13 protein-coding genes are annotated in these 14,476 nt (G+C 65.9%); 11 read left to right on the top strand and 2 right to left on the bottom strand.

All coding sequences use genetic code 11. From position 1 onward, the window contains the following. Window positions 1–315 precede the first annotated feature (315 nt). The 11 genes from aroQ to QZY48_RS03770 all read left to right on the top strand — a co-directional run bounded on the left by aroQ (window position 316) and on the right by QZY48_RS03770 (window position 11,402). Complete coding sequence (gene aroQ / locus QZY48_RS03820) at window positions 316–777, top strand: type II 3-dehydroquinate dehydratase (RefSeq protein WP_295427940.1); 462 nt, start codon at window positions 316–318, stop codon at window positions 775–777. A 2-nt stretch (window positions 778–779) separates the two neighbouring features. Beyond that, on the top strand, window positions 780–1,241 hold the full coding sequence (gene accB, locus QZY48_RS03815) for an acetyl-CoA carboxylase biotin carboxyl carrier protein (protein WP_295427937.1): 462 nt from the start codon (window positions 780–782) through the stop codon (window positions 1,239–1,241). Window positions 1,242–1,348: 107 nt separating this feature from the next. Further along, on the top strand, window positions 1,349–2,692 hold the full coding sequence (gene accC, locus QZY48_RS03810; protein ID WP_295427935.1) for an acetyl-CoA carboxylase biotin carboxylase subunit: 1,344 nt from the start codon (window positions 1,349–1,351) through the stop codon (window positions 2,690–2,692). A gap of 222 nt (window positions 2,693–2,914) precedes the next feature. Further along, on the top strand, window positions 2,915–4,837 hold the full coding sequence (locus QZY48_RS03805) for a tetratricopeptide repeat protein (protein WP_295427932.1): 1,923 nt from the start codon (window positions 2,915–2,917) through the stop codon (window positions 4,835–4,837). A gap of 201 nt (window positions 4,838–5,038) precedes the next feature. Beyond that, a complete protein-coding gene (locus tag QZY48_RS03800; protein ID WP_295427929.1) occupies window positions 5,039–5,359 on the top strand; it encodes a type II toxin-antitoxin system PrlF family antitoxin in 321 nt (106 codons plus the stop codon). Further along, window positions 5,359–5,838 carry a type II toxin-antitoxin system YhaV family toxin gene (locus QZY48_RS03795; protein ID WP_295427926.1) on the top strand — a complete coding sequence of 160 codons (480 nt, stop codon included), beginning with the start codon at window positions 5,359–5,361 and terminating at the stop codon, window positions 5,836–5,838. Before QZY48_RS03800 ends, QZY48_RS03795 begins: the two co-directional genes overlap by 1 nt. Window positions 5,839–5,892: 54 nt before the next feature. Next, window positions 5,893–7,962: a RecQ family ATP-dependent DNA helicase gene (locus tag QZY48_RS03790; protein WP_295427923.1), complete on the top strand. Its 2,070-nt coding sequence runs from the start codon at window positions 5,893–5,895 to the stop codon at window positions 7,960–7,962. Then, window positions 7,962–9,275, top strand: coding sequence for a DNA-processing protein DprA (locus tag QZY48_RS03785; protein ID WP_295427920.1), 1,314 nt, complete (start codon window positions 7,962–7,964; stop codon window positions 9,273–9,275). Before QZY48_RS03790 ends, QZY48_RS03785 begins: the two co-directional genes overlap by 1 nt. Window positions 9,276–9,519: 244 nt before the next feature. Next, the gene (locus QZY48_RS03780) at window positions 9,520–9,792 is read left to right on the top strand and encodes a ribbon-helix-helix protein, CopG family (RefSeq protein ID WP_295427917.1); all 273 of its coding nucleotides are present in this window, start codon (window positions 9,520–9,522) and stop codon (window positions 9,790–9,792) included. Between the two features lie 165 nt (window positions 9,793–9,957). Beyond that, on the top strand, window positions 9,958–10,173 hold the full coding sequence (locus QZY48_RS03775) for a type II toxin-antitoxin system ParD family antitoxin (RefSeq protein WP_366929633.1): 216 nt from the start codon (window positions 9,958–9,960) through the stop codon (window positions 10,171–10,173). 521 nt (window positions 10,174–10,694) lie between these two features. Beyond that, window positions 10,695–11,402 carry a hypothetical protein gene (locus QZY48_RS03770; protein ID WP_295427911.1) on the top strand — a complete coding sequence of 236 codons (708 nt, stop codon included), beginning with the start codon at window positions 10,695–10,697 and terminating at the stop codon, window positions 11,400–11,402. Between the two features lie 46 nt (window positions 11,403–11,448). On the opposite strand, the gene QZY48_RS03765 is transcribed toward QZY48_RS03770, so the two are convergent. Together QZY48_RS03765 and QZY48_RS03760 are read right to left on the bottom strand one after the other, a co-directional pair. After that, window positions 11,449–11,778 (bottom strand): DUF433 domain-containing protein, encoded by a 330-nt coding sequence (locus QZY48_RS03765; RefSeq protein ID WP_295427908.1) that lies wholly within the window; start codon window positions 11,776–11,778, stop codon window positions 11,449–11,451. A gap of 669 nt (window positions 11,779–12,447) precedes the next feature. After that, the gene (locus tag QZY48_RS03760; RefSeq protein ID WP_295427905.1) at window positions 12,448–14,244 is read right to left on the bottom strand and encodes an AAA family ATPase; all 1,797 of its coding nucleotides are present in this window, start codon (window positions 14,242–14,244) and stop codon (window positions 12,448–12,450) included. Between the last annotated feature and the right edge of the window lie 232 nt (window positions 14,245–14,476).

Genomic DNA, 14,476 nt, shown 5'->3' with positions numbered 1-14,476 from the left:
GTCGTTGTCGTAATCGAATAATCCGATCACGATTACGACAACGACAACGACAACGACGCCCGGTCCGTGAGAACGTCCGGTAGCTGTAACTGCAGGGTACGCGATGCGTACCCTACGATATGTGCGTTAACACATCCGTTCTGATCGCACCCAGACTCGTCGCAGAACTGGACATGATCGCGCGAAGTCCGGACAATTCGACGGGATTCGCCGCCGCTTCGCCCATCCCGGGCAAGCGCCCGGCGCCAACCCGGCGGCCCTCGCCCCCCGCGGCGGCCTCCCCACACCCCGAACCTGCATGGGCACAGCGGCGACATGGCAAGCATCCTGGTCCTCAACGGACCCAACCTCAACCTGCTCGGGACCCGGGAGCCGGGCCACTATGGCCAGGTCACCCTGGCCGTGATCGAGGAGCGGCTGCGCGCGCAGGCGCGGCGCGGCGGTCACGACCTGGACTTCGCCCAGAGCAACGCGGAGCACGTCCTGATCGAGCGCGTCCAGGCCGCCCCCGGCGCGGGCGTAGGCTTCATTATCATCAACCCGGCCGCCTTCACCCATACCAGCGTGGCCCTGCGTGACGCACTACTCGCCGTCGCCATCCCCTTCATCGAGGTGCATCTGTCCAACGTGCACGCCCGCGAGCCCTTCCGCCGCCACTCCTACTTCTCCGATATCGCGGTGGGGGTGATCAGCGGGCTGGGCGCGCAGGGGTATGAATTGGCGCTCAGCGCCGCCCTTTACCGGCTGGCACCGGCCACCCCCACCGAGAACCACTGAACATGGATATCCGCAAGGTCAAAAAGCTGATCGAACTCCTGGAGCAATCCAATGTGGCGGAGATCGAGATCCACGAGGGGGAGGAATCGGTGCGCATCAGCCGGCACGGCACCGCGACCTCGCTCTTCATGCCCCACGCGATGACGCAGCAGCCGGCAAGCGCCCCGAGCGCCCCCATCCCGACCGTCGGCCCGACCAAGCCCGGCGATGAGTTTCTCGATGGCCTGGCCGGGGAGGTCGTACGCTCGCCCATGGTCGGCACCTTCTACCGCTCCCCCTCGCCGGGCACCGGCCCCTTCGTCGTAGAGGGCCAGCAGGTCAAGGCCGGGGACATACTCTGCATCATCGAGGCGATGAAGATCCTGAACCAGATCGAGTGTGAGCGCACCGGCACGCTACGCCGCATCCTGGTGGAGAACGGCCAGCCGGTGGAGTACAACCAGCCGCTGTTCGTCATCGAGTGACCCGCCCCCGCGATCCCCGCGCGGGGCCGCCCGCGGCGGCCCCGACCCGGGACCCAAGGCACCGCACCAGCCGACCACCGTCCACAGGCTACCCCAGCATGCCAGCCATGATCGAGAAGATCCTCATCGCCAACCGGGGCGAAATAGCACTCCGTGTCCTGCGCGCCTGCCGCGAACTGGGCATCCGCACCGTCGCCGTCCATTCGGAGGCGGACCGCGACTTGAAGCACGTCCTGCTGGCCGACGAGTCGGTCTGCATCGGGCCCGCGGCGTCGCGCGACAGCTACCTCAACATCCCCGCCATCATCAGCGCCGCCGAGGTCACCGACACGGTCGCCATCCACCCCGGCTACGGCTTCCTGTCGGAGAACGCGGACTTCGCCGAGCGCGTGGAGCGCTCCGGCTTCATCTTCATCGGCCCGCGCCCGGAGACCATCCGCCTGATGGGCGACAAGGTTTCCGCCATCGCCGCCATGAAGGCCGCCGGCGTACCCTGCGTACCGGGCTCCGACGGACCGCTGGACGACAACGACAAGAAGCGCACCCTGGAATTGGCCCGCGCCATCGGCTACCCGATCATGATCAAGGCCTCCGGCGGCGGCGGCGGCCGTGGGATGCGGGTCGTGAACTCGGAGGCGACCCTGCTCAACGCCATCTCACTCACCCGGGCCGAGGCCGCGGGCGCCTTCAACAACGACATGGTGTACATGGAAAAGTACCTGGAGAACCCGCGCCATGTCGAATTCCAGATGCTGGCCGACCAGCACGGCCAGGCCATCTATCTGGGCGAGCGTGACTGCTCCATGCAGCGCCGCCACCAAAAGGTGGTCGAAGAGGCCCCCGCCCCCGGCATCACGCCGGCGCAACGCGCCGAGATCGGCGAGCGCTGCGCCCAGGCCTGTCGGGACATCGGCTACCGCGGCGCCGGCACCTTTGAATTCCTCTATGAGGACGGGCGTTTCTATTTCATCGAGATGAACACCCGCGTGCAGGTCGAGCATCCCGTCACCGAGATGGTGACCGGGGTGGACATCGTAAAGGAGCAGATTCTGATCGCGGCCGGGGAGCACCTGCACTACCGGCAGGAGGACATCGTGATCCGCGGCCATGCGATCGAGTGCCGCATCAATGCCGAGCACTCCGAGACCTTCCGCCCCAGCCCCGGCAAGATCATCGAATTCCACGCCCCCGGCGGACCCGGCATCCGCATGGACACCCACATCTATTCCGGCTATACGGTCCCCTCCCACTACGACTCCATGATCGGCAAGCTGGTCAGCCACGGCGAGGATCGGCAGGTGGCGATCGCCCGCATGAGCAATGCACTGCGCGAGACGGTCATCGAAGGCATCGACACCAACATCAAGCTCCAGCGCAGCATCATGCGCGACGCCGCCTTCGAGGCCGGCGGGGCCAATATCCATTACCTGGAGAAGAAGCTGGGGCTCTAGTGCCGCCGGGCGCAATTGCCCGGACCTGTGGCGCAAGGTGCGCGGTGCGCACCTTGCAAGGCCGCGGTTGAACGAAACCTGACTGGACGTGTTGACAAGGTGCGCACAGCGGGCTGCACCTACTCAAGCAGCCATCACCAAGCGGCGGAACCGCCGACGCCGTTGCGCCCTACGCGGGCGGTACTACATCCTTTCCCACCAGACCCCGGAGGTCCGCCCGCCGTGCCGAAAAAGCCCGCCAAGAACAAGTCAGACAAGTCCCCACTGCCCGAGCCGGCCCAACTCAAGGCCGTGGAGCGCCTGATCGGGACCGAAGACTACCCGCGGGCCATCGCGCGGGCGCGCGCCCTGGTGCAGCGCTATCCGGATCACGGCGGCGCCCGGCGGCTGCTGATGGACGCCCTGTACCGGGGTCAGGGCCAGGGCGCGGCCGCCCTGGCCGCCTATGAGTGGGCGCAACACCGGCCCAACAGCCTGCCCGCCCAGGAGGCGCTGTTCCAACTCGCCCTCGACGGTCGGCATTTCCTGATCGCGCAACGGGTCGCGGAGCGGCTGCGCGACCTGGGGGCGGTGACCCGGGGCCTCCCCATGACCGCCGAGGCCCTGGACGGTCTGCTGAAGCAGCACGACGGTTCCCGGGCGAGCCGCGAGGAGGTCGAGCAGTTCGACCTCGGCAAGCTGCACCTGGACGCACACGACTTCGCCGGGGCCGTGCGTATCCTGGACGGCGTTGCCATCACCCCGGCCCGCAACAACCGGGCGCTGTGTCTGTTCCACCTGAACCGGATCGAGGAGGCCTTGGCGGCCTTCCTGGACGCCTGGCAGCAGGACCCGGGCAACCTCTTTGCCCTGGGCTTCGCCCTGCAACTGCTCCTCTATCAGGGTGATGAGACCGGCGCCCGGGCGCTCGTGCCCCCCCTGGCCGAGGCCGCCGCACGGCGTACCGAGGATGCCCTGGCCCAGGTCGCCGCCCTGCTCCTGATGCGGGAGGACCAGGCCGCCTGGGATGCCTTCGAGCGCGCTCGCGAGGCTCCCTGGGTCGCCTATGAAACCGGCCAGCTACCGGCCCTCTGGCTCCAGGAGGGCGGCGCCGCGGCCAGTCGGCTCGGGCGCGGCGACCAGGCGCGGGCGCTGTGGGAGCAGGCCTTGGCAATGAGTCCCGGGTTCCCCCTTCCCACGGAAAACCTGCGCGTCCTGGATCGGGACGGCCAGACCCCGGCCTATCCGGTGGTGTTCGTCCAGGGCCAGGTGTTGCCCGTCGGCTGGACGCACGGACTGCGCACGCTGGACGTGGCGGGCCTGGAGTCGCACCTCGCCGCGCTGAGCGCCGCCGATGTCTACCTGGAGGCGGTCTACCTGGGGGGCGACGCGGCCTTGCGAGGGCTCACCGCGTACCTGCTGAAGCACCGGCTGGACCGCACGCCCACGGTGGGGGCGCGGCATGCGGCGGTGATCCTGCGCGACCTGGCGCGCCTGCCCATCGGCACCCCCAAAGAGCGCTCGGGTTTCCTCGGCGCCCTGCGTGAACACGGATTGCTCGCGGCCGACGAGGCCGTTGAACTTTGGAACGGCAAGGAGATGCGGGAGGTCAACATGCTCTCGACCCATATCGATCGGGAGTCGGAGCCGTCCGATCTGCCGGCGGACCTCCAGGCCCTGCTCGATGAATCCCTGCTCCTGCATCGCGGGGGACGCTTCGCGGCGGCCGAGGACCGTATCAACGCCATCCTCGGGCGCATCCCCGAGCACCGGGGCGCCCTCGGTCAACTCGCGGCGATCCGCGGCAGCCAGGGTCGGCGCCAGGAGGTCCAGGCGATCCTGCGGCGGGTCATCGCCGCCCATCCCGACGACCTGTTGGCCCGCTGCAACCTGGCCGCCATCCAGATCGAAGACGGCGATCTCGACACGGCCAGGGGCTTGTTGTCCGGCCTCGCGCGACGCCCGCACCTGCACCAGCGGGAGGCCTTCGCCCTCTACGGTGTCACCGCGATGCTGAACCGCGCCCTGGGCGAGGACGAGGCCGCCGCCGCCCTCATCGCCGGTCTGGAGCAGATGGTGGGAGATGAGGACGACGCGCGGCTGCTTGCGACCGCCAAGGGACGTTTGCTGCGGGTCAGGGTGGGAAGTGACATCAGGAAGACTTGAGATTATTGTTCTGTCTAGGTTTTTCTCGCTCCCACGCGCCAGCGTGGGAGCAAGTCCGGACGCTCCAGCGTCCAGTGGAGCCGGGAGCACGCCGTCAAGCCCAACCGACGGACGCCCATGACCGGACTCTGATCGAGGCCGTCTTGACGCCGTAAGGAATTATCCTTACATTACCGAAGAAGTTCCCTAAGGAGTCCCACGATGCACCAGCTACACGAAGTCGCCACCGTCACCTCGAAAGGCCAGATCACCCTGCCGAAGCCCATTCGCCAGGCCTTGGGCATCGGTGTCGGCGGACGGGTCGCCTTCGATCTGCGCGGTTCCGAGATCGTGGTCACCCGGGCAGACGAGGCACAGCACCAAGACCCTGCCATCGCAGCCTTCCTGGATCTGCTTGAGCAAGACCTCAAGGGCGGCCAACACCTCGGGACCCTGCCGGACGATCTGGCCCAGGCCATGTTGAACAACCTGCAGCATCCCATCGACCTCGACGCGGAGATCCTGGGCGACCTGGCCCTGTAATGCAGCGGCACGGTTGGACACTGCTTTTCCATGCCTGCCTGATCGAGCAACTGCAGCGGCTGAAACTGGCGGCCGACCGGGCGCAAGCGTCCGATTCGTCCGGGTTTGCAGCCAATGCCAACGTCAAGCTGTGGCGTGCCCTTGGCCAACTGATCCTCGAGACGGTGCCGAGGGACCCGGCGCGAGAGGACTACCGACAGGGAAACACCATGGGAACGACCTACCGTCATTGGCGCAGGGCGAAGATCGGACGACGGTTCCGGCTGTTCTTCCGTTACGACTCCAAGGCCAGGGTGATCGTCTTTGCCTGGGTCAATGACGAAAACACATTACGGTCGGCAGGCAGCAAGTCCGATCCCTACACGGTATTCCAGAAAATGTTGGCTCGCGGGTATCCGCCTGATGACTGGTCGGCACTGCTTGCGGCAAGCGGGCCGGATTGGGCTGGGGAGGTCAGCACAGAACAAAGCGGGGTATGATCCTTCCCCGTCGGTCGATCAGGTCCTGCCACACAACGAGTAAGTATCGCCGCCATGGTCTACAACCCGCAGCGCGCACTCGAGCTGCTTCGCGTCGGTTCCGGCATCCCCCATGCCCGGTTTCGTGAGGGACAGGAGGACGCGATTCGTGCGGTCGTCGCCGGGACGCAGCGCCTGCTCGTAGTCCAAAAGACCGGCTGGGGCAAGAGTTTCGTCTATTTTATCGCCATCAAGCTGCTGCGCGAGGCCGGGCAGGGTCCGGCCTTGCTTATTTCACCGTTGTTGTCGCTGATGCGCAACCAGATCGCGGCGGCGCAGCGCATGGGTGTGCGGGCCGCCACCATCCACTCGGATAACCAAGACGACTGGCCTGATGTCGAAGCGAGGCTTAGTCGCAACGAGGTCGACATCCTGCTCATCTCACCGGAGCGGTTGGCCAACGAACACTTTCGCAGCGAGGTGCTGGCCGGCGTGGCGTCCCGGATCGCGCTTCTGGTCGTCGATGAGGCCCACTGCATCTCGGACTGGGGCCACGACTTTCGACCCCATTACCGGTTGCTGGAACGTATCGTGCGGACCCTGCCGCCGAACCTTCGGCTGCTGGCAACCACCGCCACGGCAAACAACCGGGTCATGGACGATCTGCGCACCGTCCTCGGCCCCGATCTTGCCGTCTCGCATGGCGATCTCACTCGGCCATCCCTGACGCTGCAAAGCATCCATCTCCCCGGTCAGGCGGAGCGCTTGGCCTGGCTGGCAGAGCAACTGCCCAACCTGCCGGGCAGTGGCATCGTCTACACCCTGACGGTGCGCGATGCGGGCCAGGTTGCCGACTGGCTGCGCTCGCGCGGCCTGAGGGTCGCCGCCTACACGGGTGAGTCCGGGGCGCGCCGCCCCGAATTGGAACAGGCCCTGCTGGACAATCGGGTCAAGGCCCTGGTCGCCACGACCGCGCTGGGCATGGGATTCGACAAGCCGGACCTGGCATTCGTCATCCATTACCAGACACCGGGATCGGTCGTCGGCTATTACCAACAGGTCGGCCGCGCCGGGCGCGCCCTGGACGCCGCCTACGGCGTCCTGCTCAGCGGCAACGAAGAGAACGACATCAACGACTTCTTCATCGAAAGCGCGTTCCCGACCGAGCGCGAGGTCGCCACGGTCCTGGCCGAGTTGGAGCGCCATCCGAGCGGCCTGTCAGTCCCGGAGCTGGAGAATGGAGTCAATCTGAGTCGCGGCCGAATCCAGAAGACCATGGATTTGCTGTCCCTGGAGTCCCCGGCACCCATCGTCAAGCAGGGCCCAAAGTGGCAACTGACCGCCGCACGGCTGGGACAAGGGTTCTGGGAACGCGCAAAACGCCTGACCGAACTGCGCCGCACCGAGCAGCAGCAGATGCAGGACTACGTCAGCCTGGAGTCCGGACACATGGAGTTTCTGATCCGCGCATTGGACGGCGAAGCGGGCTTGATCCAACCGCCAAGGCTGCCGCCGCTGCCCACGACGGTATCCATCGACCTCGTGCGCGAGGCAGTTGCCTTCCTGCGCCGTACCAGCCTCCCCATCGAGCCGCGCAAGCAGTGGCCGACCGGCGGCCTGCCCCAGTTCGAGGTCGGAGGCAACATCGGCCTCAACCGCCGGGCCGAGCCGGGCCGGTGCCTGTGCGTTTGGGGCGATGCCGGCTGGGGCGATCTGGTACGTCAGGGAAAGTACCGGGACCACCACTTCTCCGACGAGTTGGTCACCGCGTGCGTCGGGTTGCTTCAGACCTGGCATCCGGACCCCGCGCCCGCCTGGGTCACCTGCATCCCATCGCTGCGACACCCCGATCTGGTGCCGGACCTCGCCCGGCGGCTTGCAAAGGCGCTCGGACTCCCGTTTCATGCAGTCCTTGAGAAGACCGCCGAGCGGCCGGCACAGAAGACCATGGCCAACAGCACCCAGCAGGCCCACAACCTCGACGGTTCGCTGGACATCCGCCAAGCGCTCCCCGGCGGGCCTGTCCTGCTCGTCGACGACATGGTGGACTCGCGCTGGACCCTCACTGTCGCGGCCTGGCTGCTGCGCCGACACGGCAGCGGTCCGGTCTGGCCGCTGGCCCTGGCGCTAACCGGACACGATTGATGAACGATCCACTCTCCCCCAACACCCAAGCCATCCTGCTCCTGACCGCGCCGCTCATCGTCGGGCGGGGCAAGACCGCCGCCGATCTGCTGACCCCGGGCCAGTACAAACGGCTCGCCCAGTCCCTGCGCGAGCACGAGCGCCAACCCTCGGACCTGCTCGGCCCGGACGCCGCGACCCTTTGCGCGGCCCTGGGCGAGGCGTGCGCCCCGCAGATCGACTGCGAGCGACTGCGCACCTTGCTCGAGCGCGGCTTCCAGTTGAGCCAGGCGCTCGAGCACTGGCACGCCCGCGCCATCTGGGTCGTTAGTCGTGCCGATGCCGCCTACCCCCGCCGGCTCAAGTCGCGGCTCAAGGACGATGCGCCCGCCATCCTCTATGGCTGTGGTGACCCGCTGCGGCTCGACACCGGCGGGCTCGCCGTCGTCGGTTCGCGCCAGGTGGATGAGGCCCTGATCGAATACACCGAAGGCGTCGGCCGGCTCGCCGCCAAGGCCGGACGAACGCTGGTCTCCGGCGCCGCCCGCGGCATCGACCAAGCCGCCATGCGCGGGGCACTGCAGGCGCAGGGACAGGCGATCGGCGTGCTGGCGGACAGTCTGGAGACCACCGCCCTCAATCGCGAGCACCGCGACCTCCTGCTGGAGGAGCGATTGGTCCTGATCTCCCCCTATGACCCCGCCGCCGGCTTCAACGTCGGCAACGCCATGCAGCGCAACAAGCTCATCTACGCCCTGGCCGACGCCGCCCTGGTCGTCAGTTCGGACTACAAGAAGGGCGGCACCTGGGCCGGCGCGAGTGAGCAATTGCAGAAGTACCGGCTGGGTCCCGTCTACGTCCGCGCCACCGGGGAGACGGGCCAAGGACTCCAGGCCCTGCAACAGGCCGGGGCCTTGCCCTGGCCCGAGCCCCGGACGGCCGAGGACCTGATTGCACTGCTGAGCGCCGCCGTAGACTCACCGCATCCCCCGCAGGAGCGAGGCGTCACGGCGCCTGTTGCACCGCATCCCCCGCTCCAGGCGGCGCACACCGGTACCGAATCGGCAGCGCCCAGTCCGCACCCTGGGACGAACGCACCGGAAACCCGCCTGACCCCGGCAGAGGAACTGTTTGCGACCGTGCGGTCGCTGATCGAACGGATGGCCGCGCCAAAGACCGAGGCCGAGATTGCCGACGCGTTGAACGTACCGGCGGCGCAGGCCAAGAAATGGCTGGCGCGGCTGATGGACGAGGGGGTGGTGGAGAAGACGACGCGGCCGGTGCGGTATCGGGCGGCGACGCAGCGGCCGGTGCAGGGCAGCTTGTTTGGGTAGGCTCGACCCGAAACCCGATCGAGTCTGGAGTCCAAGGCTTCAGGGTCGGAACCGCCTGCGACGTTCTGCCCCACGCGGGCTGGAGCTTCACCAGCGCCGAAGCCCAAGGCCCCCGGCTGGCGTCGTGGGGCCAGGCCGAATCGCCTCCCTTCGGCTTGTGCAGATCCCCGCAGACACGTAGTTGGCAGGAATCCCGGGGCGTGCTTAACTACGCAAGAACACGACGTAACCTGTGAGGTTCACCATGCCTAAAGAGACCGTTTCTGTCCGACTGGATGAAGCGACGCTTCAACGTCTCGGCATGATCGCGACCGCCACGGGGCGTTCACGGGCAACGCTGATGTCCCGCGCGATCGAGGAATACGCGCAAACCCAGGCATGGCAGGTTGCCGCGATCCGGGAAGCAATTGACGAACTGTCTCATGGCGATGCCGATTTAGTCGATCACGCGGCGGTTTCCGATTGGCTTGACAGTTGGGGTACGCAGCACGAGCTTGAGCCGCCTTCATGCAAGTGAAGTGGCATCGGCTGGCTCGCAAGGATTTGAGCAGTCGTCGGAACCCGCTATATCGCCCCCCATACGGTCGTCGGCGATATGGTCATTGTCTTGCGCGTGTTGCACGGCGCCCAGTCGTGGCCGACTTAGGTTACGACAGCACCAACCCGCGCAAGAGGTGAAACGATGATGGCATCCGGTCTCTATTCCATAGCCAGCGAGGTGGCGAGTGAAGCCTTGCGCCTGATGGAGGAGCAAGACCGCCTCCGAGCCGCCAAGCTGGAGCAACTGAGGCACGACATCCGGGAAGGATTGGACAGTGACCCAGCCACGCCATGGTCTCTCCAAGAGGCACAGCAGGAAGGCCGCACACGCCGCGCGGCAAGGCTCCGCGAGGGTTAAAGGCCGAGTGCGTGCTCTGCATGGCGCGCGCGACATCGCAACCCTTTTTTGCGATGAGGATGAATGAGATCGCGAGAGCGGTCGAACTGGCAGACCAGGTGAGCCGGGATCTGGATCAGGGCCGCGGCGAGGGCCGCAGGGCCGATGCCCGCAGGACAATCCGCCCTTTGGCAGACACCCAAGCGGCGGAACCGGAACCGCCTGCGGCGTTCCGCCCTAAGCGGGCCACGTGGGCTACATGGGCTGGGGTATCTTGGAATTAAGGATACTGTCCCCGATATCCTCCCGATATTCCTCCAGCAATGGCCACCCGGCGGCGAACGAAAGGCAACGGCTTCATTTTGGAAACCGTGGTCTGCCCTTTATTGCTCCAGCGAATACCGTGGTCTGTCCCCGGTTCCCCGGTCCCCGGTTCCCCGTCCCCGGTTCCCCCAGATATACGCGACGACGCACAGCGAGCGCGGAGCTTTCTGCTGTCGTCACTATTGAATACGCCTGGTGCCGAGGCCCACAGGATCATTTTGGAACTGGCCGACGATCCACTGTTCGCGAACTTCCCGGACCGCCTGCGGTTTCTGGCGCGCGGCCGAGCTGCGAGCGACGCCGAGCCTCCGCCATTCAGTGCCAGCGACCTTGCCGCCCTGGAGGCGCATCTGGACGCGCCTCCTCATGACCGTAACGGCCTATTCCAGGTCATGATGGATCGCCTGGCCGACCTTCAGCACGACATTTCAGACGACGACCTCACGGATCGGCGCACGCTACGAACCATCAACGAGGAAGTCGAGATGCAGCGGACGCTTGCGAGGCGTTTGAGAGACGCGGCGCAGGGCGCCTACCTCGTGATGCGCGAGGACGAAGTGGCCGACAGCAAGCGCACCGATATCCGCTTGGCAGCGGTGCAAGGTGGACACCGGGCAGCCATTGAGTTGAAGATTGCTGATACGCGTTGGTCGATCCGTGACTTTGAAATCGCGCTGCGCAATCAACTCGTCGGGCAGTACCTTCGCCATGAAGGCTCGAGGGCCGGCTGCCTCCTCTTGACCTATGATGGCACAAAGGGCTACTGGGAGCACCCCGTGACCAAAACCCATCTCGGCTTCGCGGAAGTCGTCGATTATCTAAGTGACCGGGCATGTGCCGTCGAAAGCGAAATGAACTATGAGATTCGTTTGGCGGTTTACGGGCTGGACCTTAGGGACCCTGAGTTGGCACCGGCTCATCGGTAGGGCGTTTGGGCGCAGCTTTGAGACGTGCTATGGCCGCGGAAACCGATCACTCCTCATTCTCGGCAATCGCGCGCTCGATCTCCGCCGGATTGTGCCGCGCATAATGCCAGGCGTTGGCCAGATCCTCGGCGCGGAGCGTCGGATAGCTTGCCAACAACACGGCCTCGGACACCCCGAGTCGCCGCGCCTGTTCCAAGGTCCAGACCGGGATGCGGGTGCGGACCACCCGGGCATCACCCCCGCAGACGCCCGGTGTCTTGTCGATGCCTGGCGCGCTTCCGCCCAGATCCAGCGCGATCCACTGCAACAGTTGCGCCTTCTCTCCCGGCGAGAGTCGCGGCAGAATTTCGTGGATGGTATTGAGCCCGGTTGTCATGGCATGGATTCTCAAGAAGCCTGGGTGCAGGCCCGCCCTTAATCTACAGGTGAAGTATACAGGGCGTCCGCGCGAGAATTGCGCTCGGCACGACTCGGCCCCGCGGCGAGAGGCTCGGCCGGCCGCGGGCGACCGCCACCTCGCGCAACCACGGGTCAGGGACCATCGCCACCAGGCGCGGGCGGTCGACCCGACCGGGCAAGGGCAGGTAATTTTGAGTCGGTGTAGAGGCAAGTCCCGGCGGGGCCTCAATCATCGTTCCGGCCAGTGGCTGATGCGCACCCAGCGTCTCTCAGTGGGGGTTGGCAGCAAGCTCAAGCCCCTGCCGAGACGCAGGGTAGAAGAAATCTCTCACGGAGACACAAAGACACGGAGATCCGGACGGGTCTTTCTCCGTGTCTTTGTGTCTCCGTGAGAGAAATTCCTGGACCAGGGGTAAGCAGCGATGGCCGGAACGATGATCAAGGCCCCCGGCGGGGGTCTCGCCGCGTCCCGCCAGCCTACGCGCGTCGCCTGTCGGGTTAGGCGCGCGTCAAGCCGCTGTTCTTGCCTGAGGGGCCATGCCGCGCGCGCCCAATCCGACCTACTTGATTGCCTGGAACCGAGGTCGCTGCGCAATACTTGCACGGCGGCGAGGGCAGTGGTTCTTGAGAGGGATTGGGTTCGCCTTCAGGGTGCCGGGGCGGGACGCCCCGGCTCCGTTAATGCCCGCCACACCAACCGCTCCACGCCCAGCGCGACCACGGCGCAGGCGCGCAGGTCGGTGAGCCCATGGCGCCGACGCAGGGCCGCGCCATAGACCCGCGCCTGTTCCGCCGCCTCGTCGAGTTTGGCCGCGACCGCCGGCAGGGCGGCGAGTGACTCGCGGGATTGCGTGCGGACCTGCTCGCCGGTCAATCCCAAGTCCTTCAGGCCCAGGTATTTGAATTCAAGCAACAGGTCCAGGGCGGCGTAGCGGCGCATGTCGGGGCGCACGATCAAGGCCAGGTCGGCATAGCCGCGGTCGGTCTCCAGTTCCGAGACCGCCATATAGATCCGGTCGTCGAACAGCAGGGTGAGAAAGGCGAATTTGACCAGCAGTTCATTGGTCCAGCGGTAGTCGCGGTTCGACAGGACCCGGAAATAGCGCGTCTCGATGAAGTCGCACAGGGGTGCCAGGTCGCCGCGCAGGTACAGGGTCTCCGCGACCCGCTGTACCGTTTCGCGCTCCTCGTAGCCGGGGAGCCAGAGGTCCCGCAGGCGTTCGACATAGAGTGCCCGGGCGACCAGATTGGGGACCTTCAGCGCCAGCTTACCCAATACGCCCCGGTCGGCCAGGGTCATGACCCCGAAATAATAGAGGAGCGACGCCATGAAGGGCTGGTCCTTGACGGCGCGCAGCATGTCCTCGACCCCGAAGCGCCGCGCCAGTTCGGGGATCACGACCTGATCGTCGCCGCTCAGGGCGGCGACCAGCAGGTCTTCGCCTTGGGGCAGGCGCGCGATGTAGGCGAGCTTGTTGCGGTCCATTGCCAGATTCTCATCCAACAGTTGGCGCGGATAGCGGCCCTCGCGGGTCAGGGTCTTCAGGAAATAGAGGCTCAGGGTCGGGTTGTAGAGGCCCTCCGCGGCGTCCTCGCTGAAGCGATAGCCGTTGTAGAAGGTCCGCATCGTCTCCAACGCCTCGACCGGGGACCAGGTGACGCCGGCCGCGGCCATCCCGGTCAATACGGTGGCGGTCTCGGCCTCGGTGAATCCGCACAGGTCGTTGAATGGCGCATCCAGATAGATATTCTCGCCGACGTTGTAGCCGCTGGTCATGTCGCTCATGACGATCGGCGAGACCCCGGTGATGAAGACCCGTTCCAGACCCAGGCCCCCGGCCGCCGCCTTGACCGCCTTGAAAATGGTCTTCAGCAGGCCCTCGCCGTACAACAGCGATTCATAGTGCCCCTGGCCTTGGCCGGCCATCAGGACCTCATTGGCGAAGTTGTCGTATTCGTCGATGAGCAGATAGAGCCGGTGCGGGGTGGCGCGGATCGCTGCCAGCAGCGATTCCAGGGAGGAGACGGCGTTGTCCTGGCAGATGGCGATCGGGCGGGTCCAATAGTCCGCGTAATCGGCCACGAAATTGGTCATGCGGTCATTGAGGTGCCGATGCAGCGCGGCCTCGATCTCATGGACCTCGCCCTGGGCCTTGACCAGGGAGAAGTCCCACTTCATCACGAAAAACTGGTTATGCAGCGGCGTGGGGTCGCGCCCGATGCGCAGCCCCCCGAACAGGGCCGCGAAGTCCCCGGCGCGGTTGAGGTCGTAGTAATGCTCCAGCAGCGACAGGAGTAGGCTCTTGCCGAAGCGCCGGGGCCGCAGAAAGATGAGCTGGCGGCCCCGCTCCTCCAGCAGCGGGATCCGGTCGGTACGGTCCTGATACCAGTAACCCGCCTGGATGAGGGTGCCGAAATCGCTGAGGCCATAGGGGAATTTCACGGCTGGCGCCTCCTGCCTGGTAAATCGTCGATCCAGCATAGCACTTGGCCGCGGTCGTCGTCGTCGCCTCCCGGGTTCCAGACGATGTGCGCCCGTTCAGGGCTGTCAGCGTGGCAGCCGAGTCGCGGGCGGGCCTTGATCATGGTTCCGGCCACGACCCTGACCAGTTCCGAAATTTCTTGACAGGATTAACAAGATTTACAAGATTGAAAGTGAATAAAATCTTGTTAAT

This window comes from uncultured Thiodictyon sp., assembly GCF_903828115.1.
Taxonomy (GTDB): Bacteria; Pseudomonadota; Gammaproteobacteria; order Chromatiales; family Chromatiaceae; genus Thiodictyon.
Note: the sequence above shows the minus strand (reverse complement) of the source record. Positions and strands in the feature narration are given on the sequence as shown.

Excerpts from the sequence above, each read along its gene's own strand:
- QZY48_RS03785 (WP_295427920.1), top strand. The coding sequence starts at position 7,962 with ATGAACGATCCACTCTCCCCCAACACCCAAGCCATCCTGCTCCTGACC.
- QZY48_RS03800 (WP_295427929.1), top strand. The coding sequence starts at position 5,039 with ATGCACCAGCTACACGAAGTCGCCACCGTCACCTCGAAAGGCCAGATC.
- QZY48_RS03780 (WP_295427917.1), top strand. The coding sequence starts at position 9,520 with ATGCCTAAAGAGACCGTTTCTGTCCGACTGGATGAAGCGACGCTTCAA.
- QZY48_RS03795 (WP_295427926.1), top strand. The coding sequence starts at position 5,359 with ATGCAGCGGCACGGTTGGACACTGCTTTTCCATGCCTGCCTGATCGAG.
- QZY48_RS03775 (WP_366929633.1), top strand. The coding sequence starts at position 9,958 with ATGATGGCATCCGGTCTCTATTCCATAGCCAGCGAGGTGGCGAGTGAA.
- QZY48_RS03790 (WP_295427923.1), top strand. The coding sequence starts at position 5,893 with ATGGTCTACAACCCGCAGCGCGCACTCGAGCTGCTTCGCGTCGGTTCC.
- aroQ (WP_295427940.1), top strand. The coding sequence starts at position 316 with ATGGCAAGCATCCTGGTCCTCAACGGACCCAACCTCAACCTGCTCGGG.
- accB (WP_295427937.1), top strand. The coding sequence starts at position 780 with ATGGATATCCGCAAGGTCAAAAAGCTGATCGAACTCCTGGAGCAATCC.
- accC (WP_295427935.1), top strand. The coding sequence starts at position 1,349 with ATGATCGAGAAGATCCTCATCGCCAACCGGGGCGAAATAGCACTCCGT.
- QZY48_RS03765 (WP_295427908.1), bottom strand. The coding sequence starts at position 11,778 with ATGACAACCGGGCTCAATACCATCCACGAAATTCTGCCGCGACTCTCG.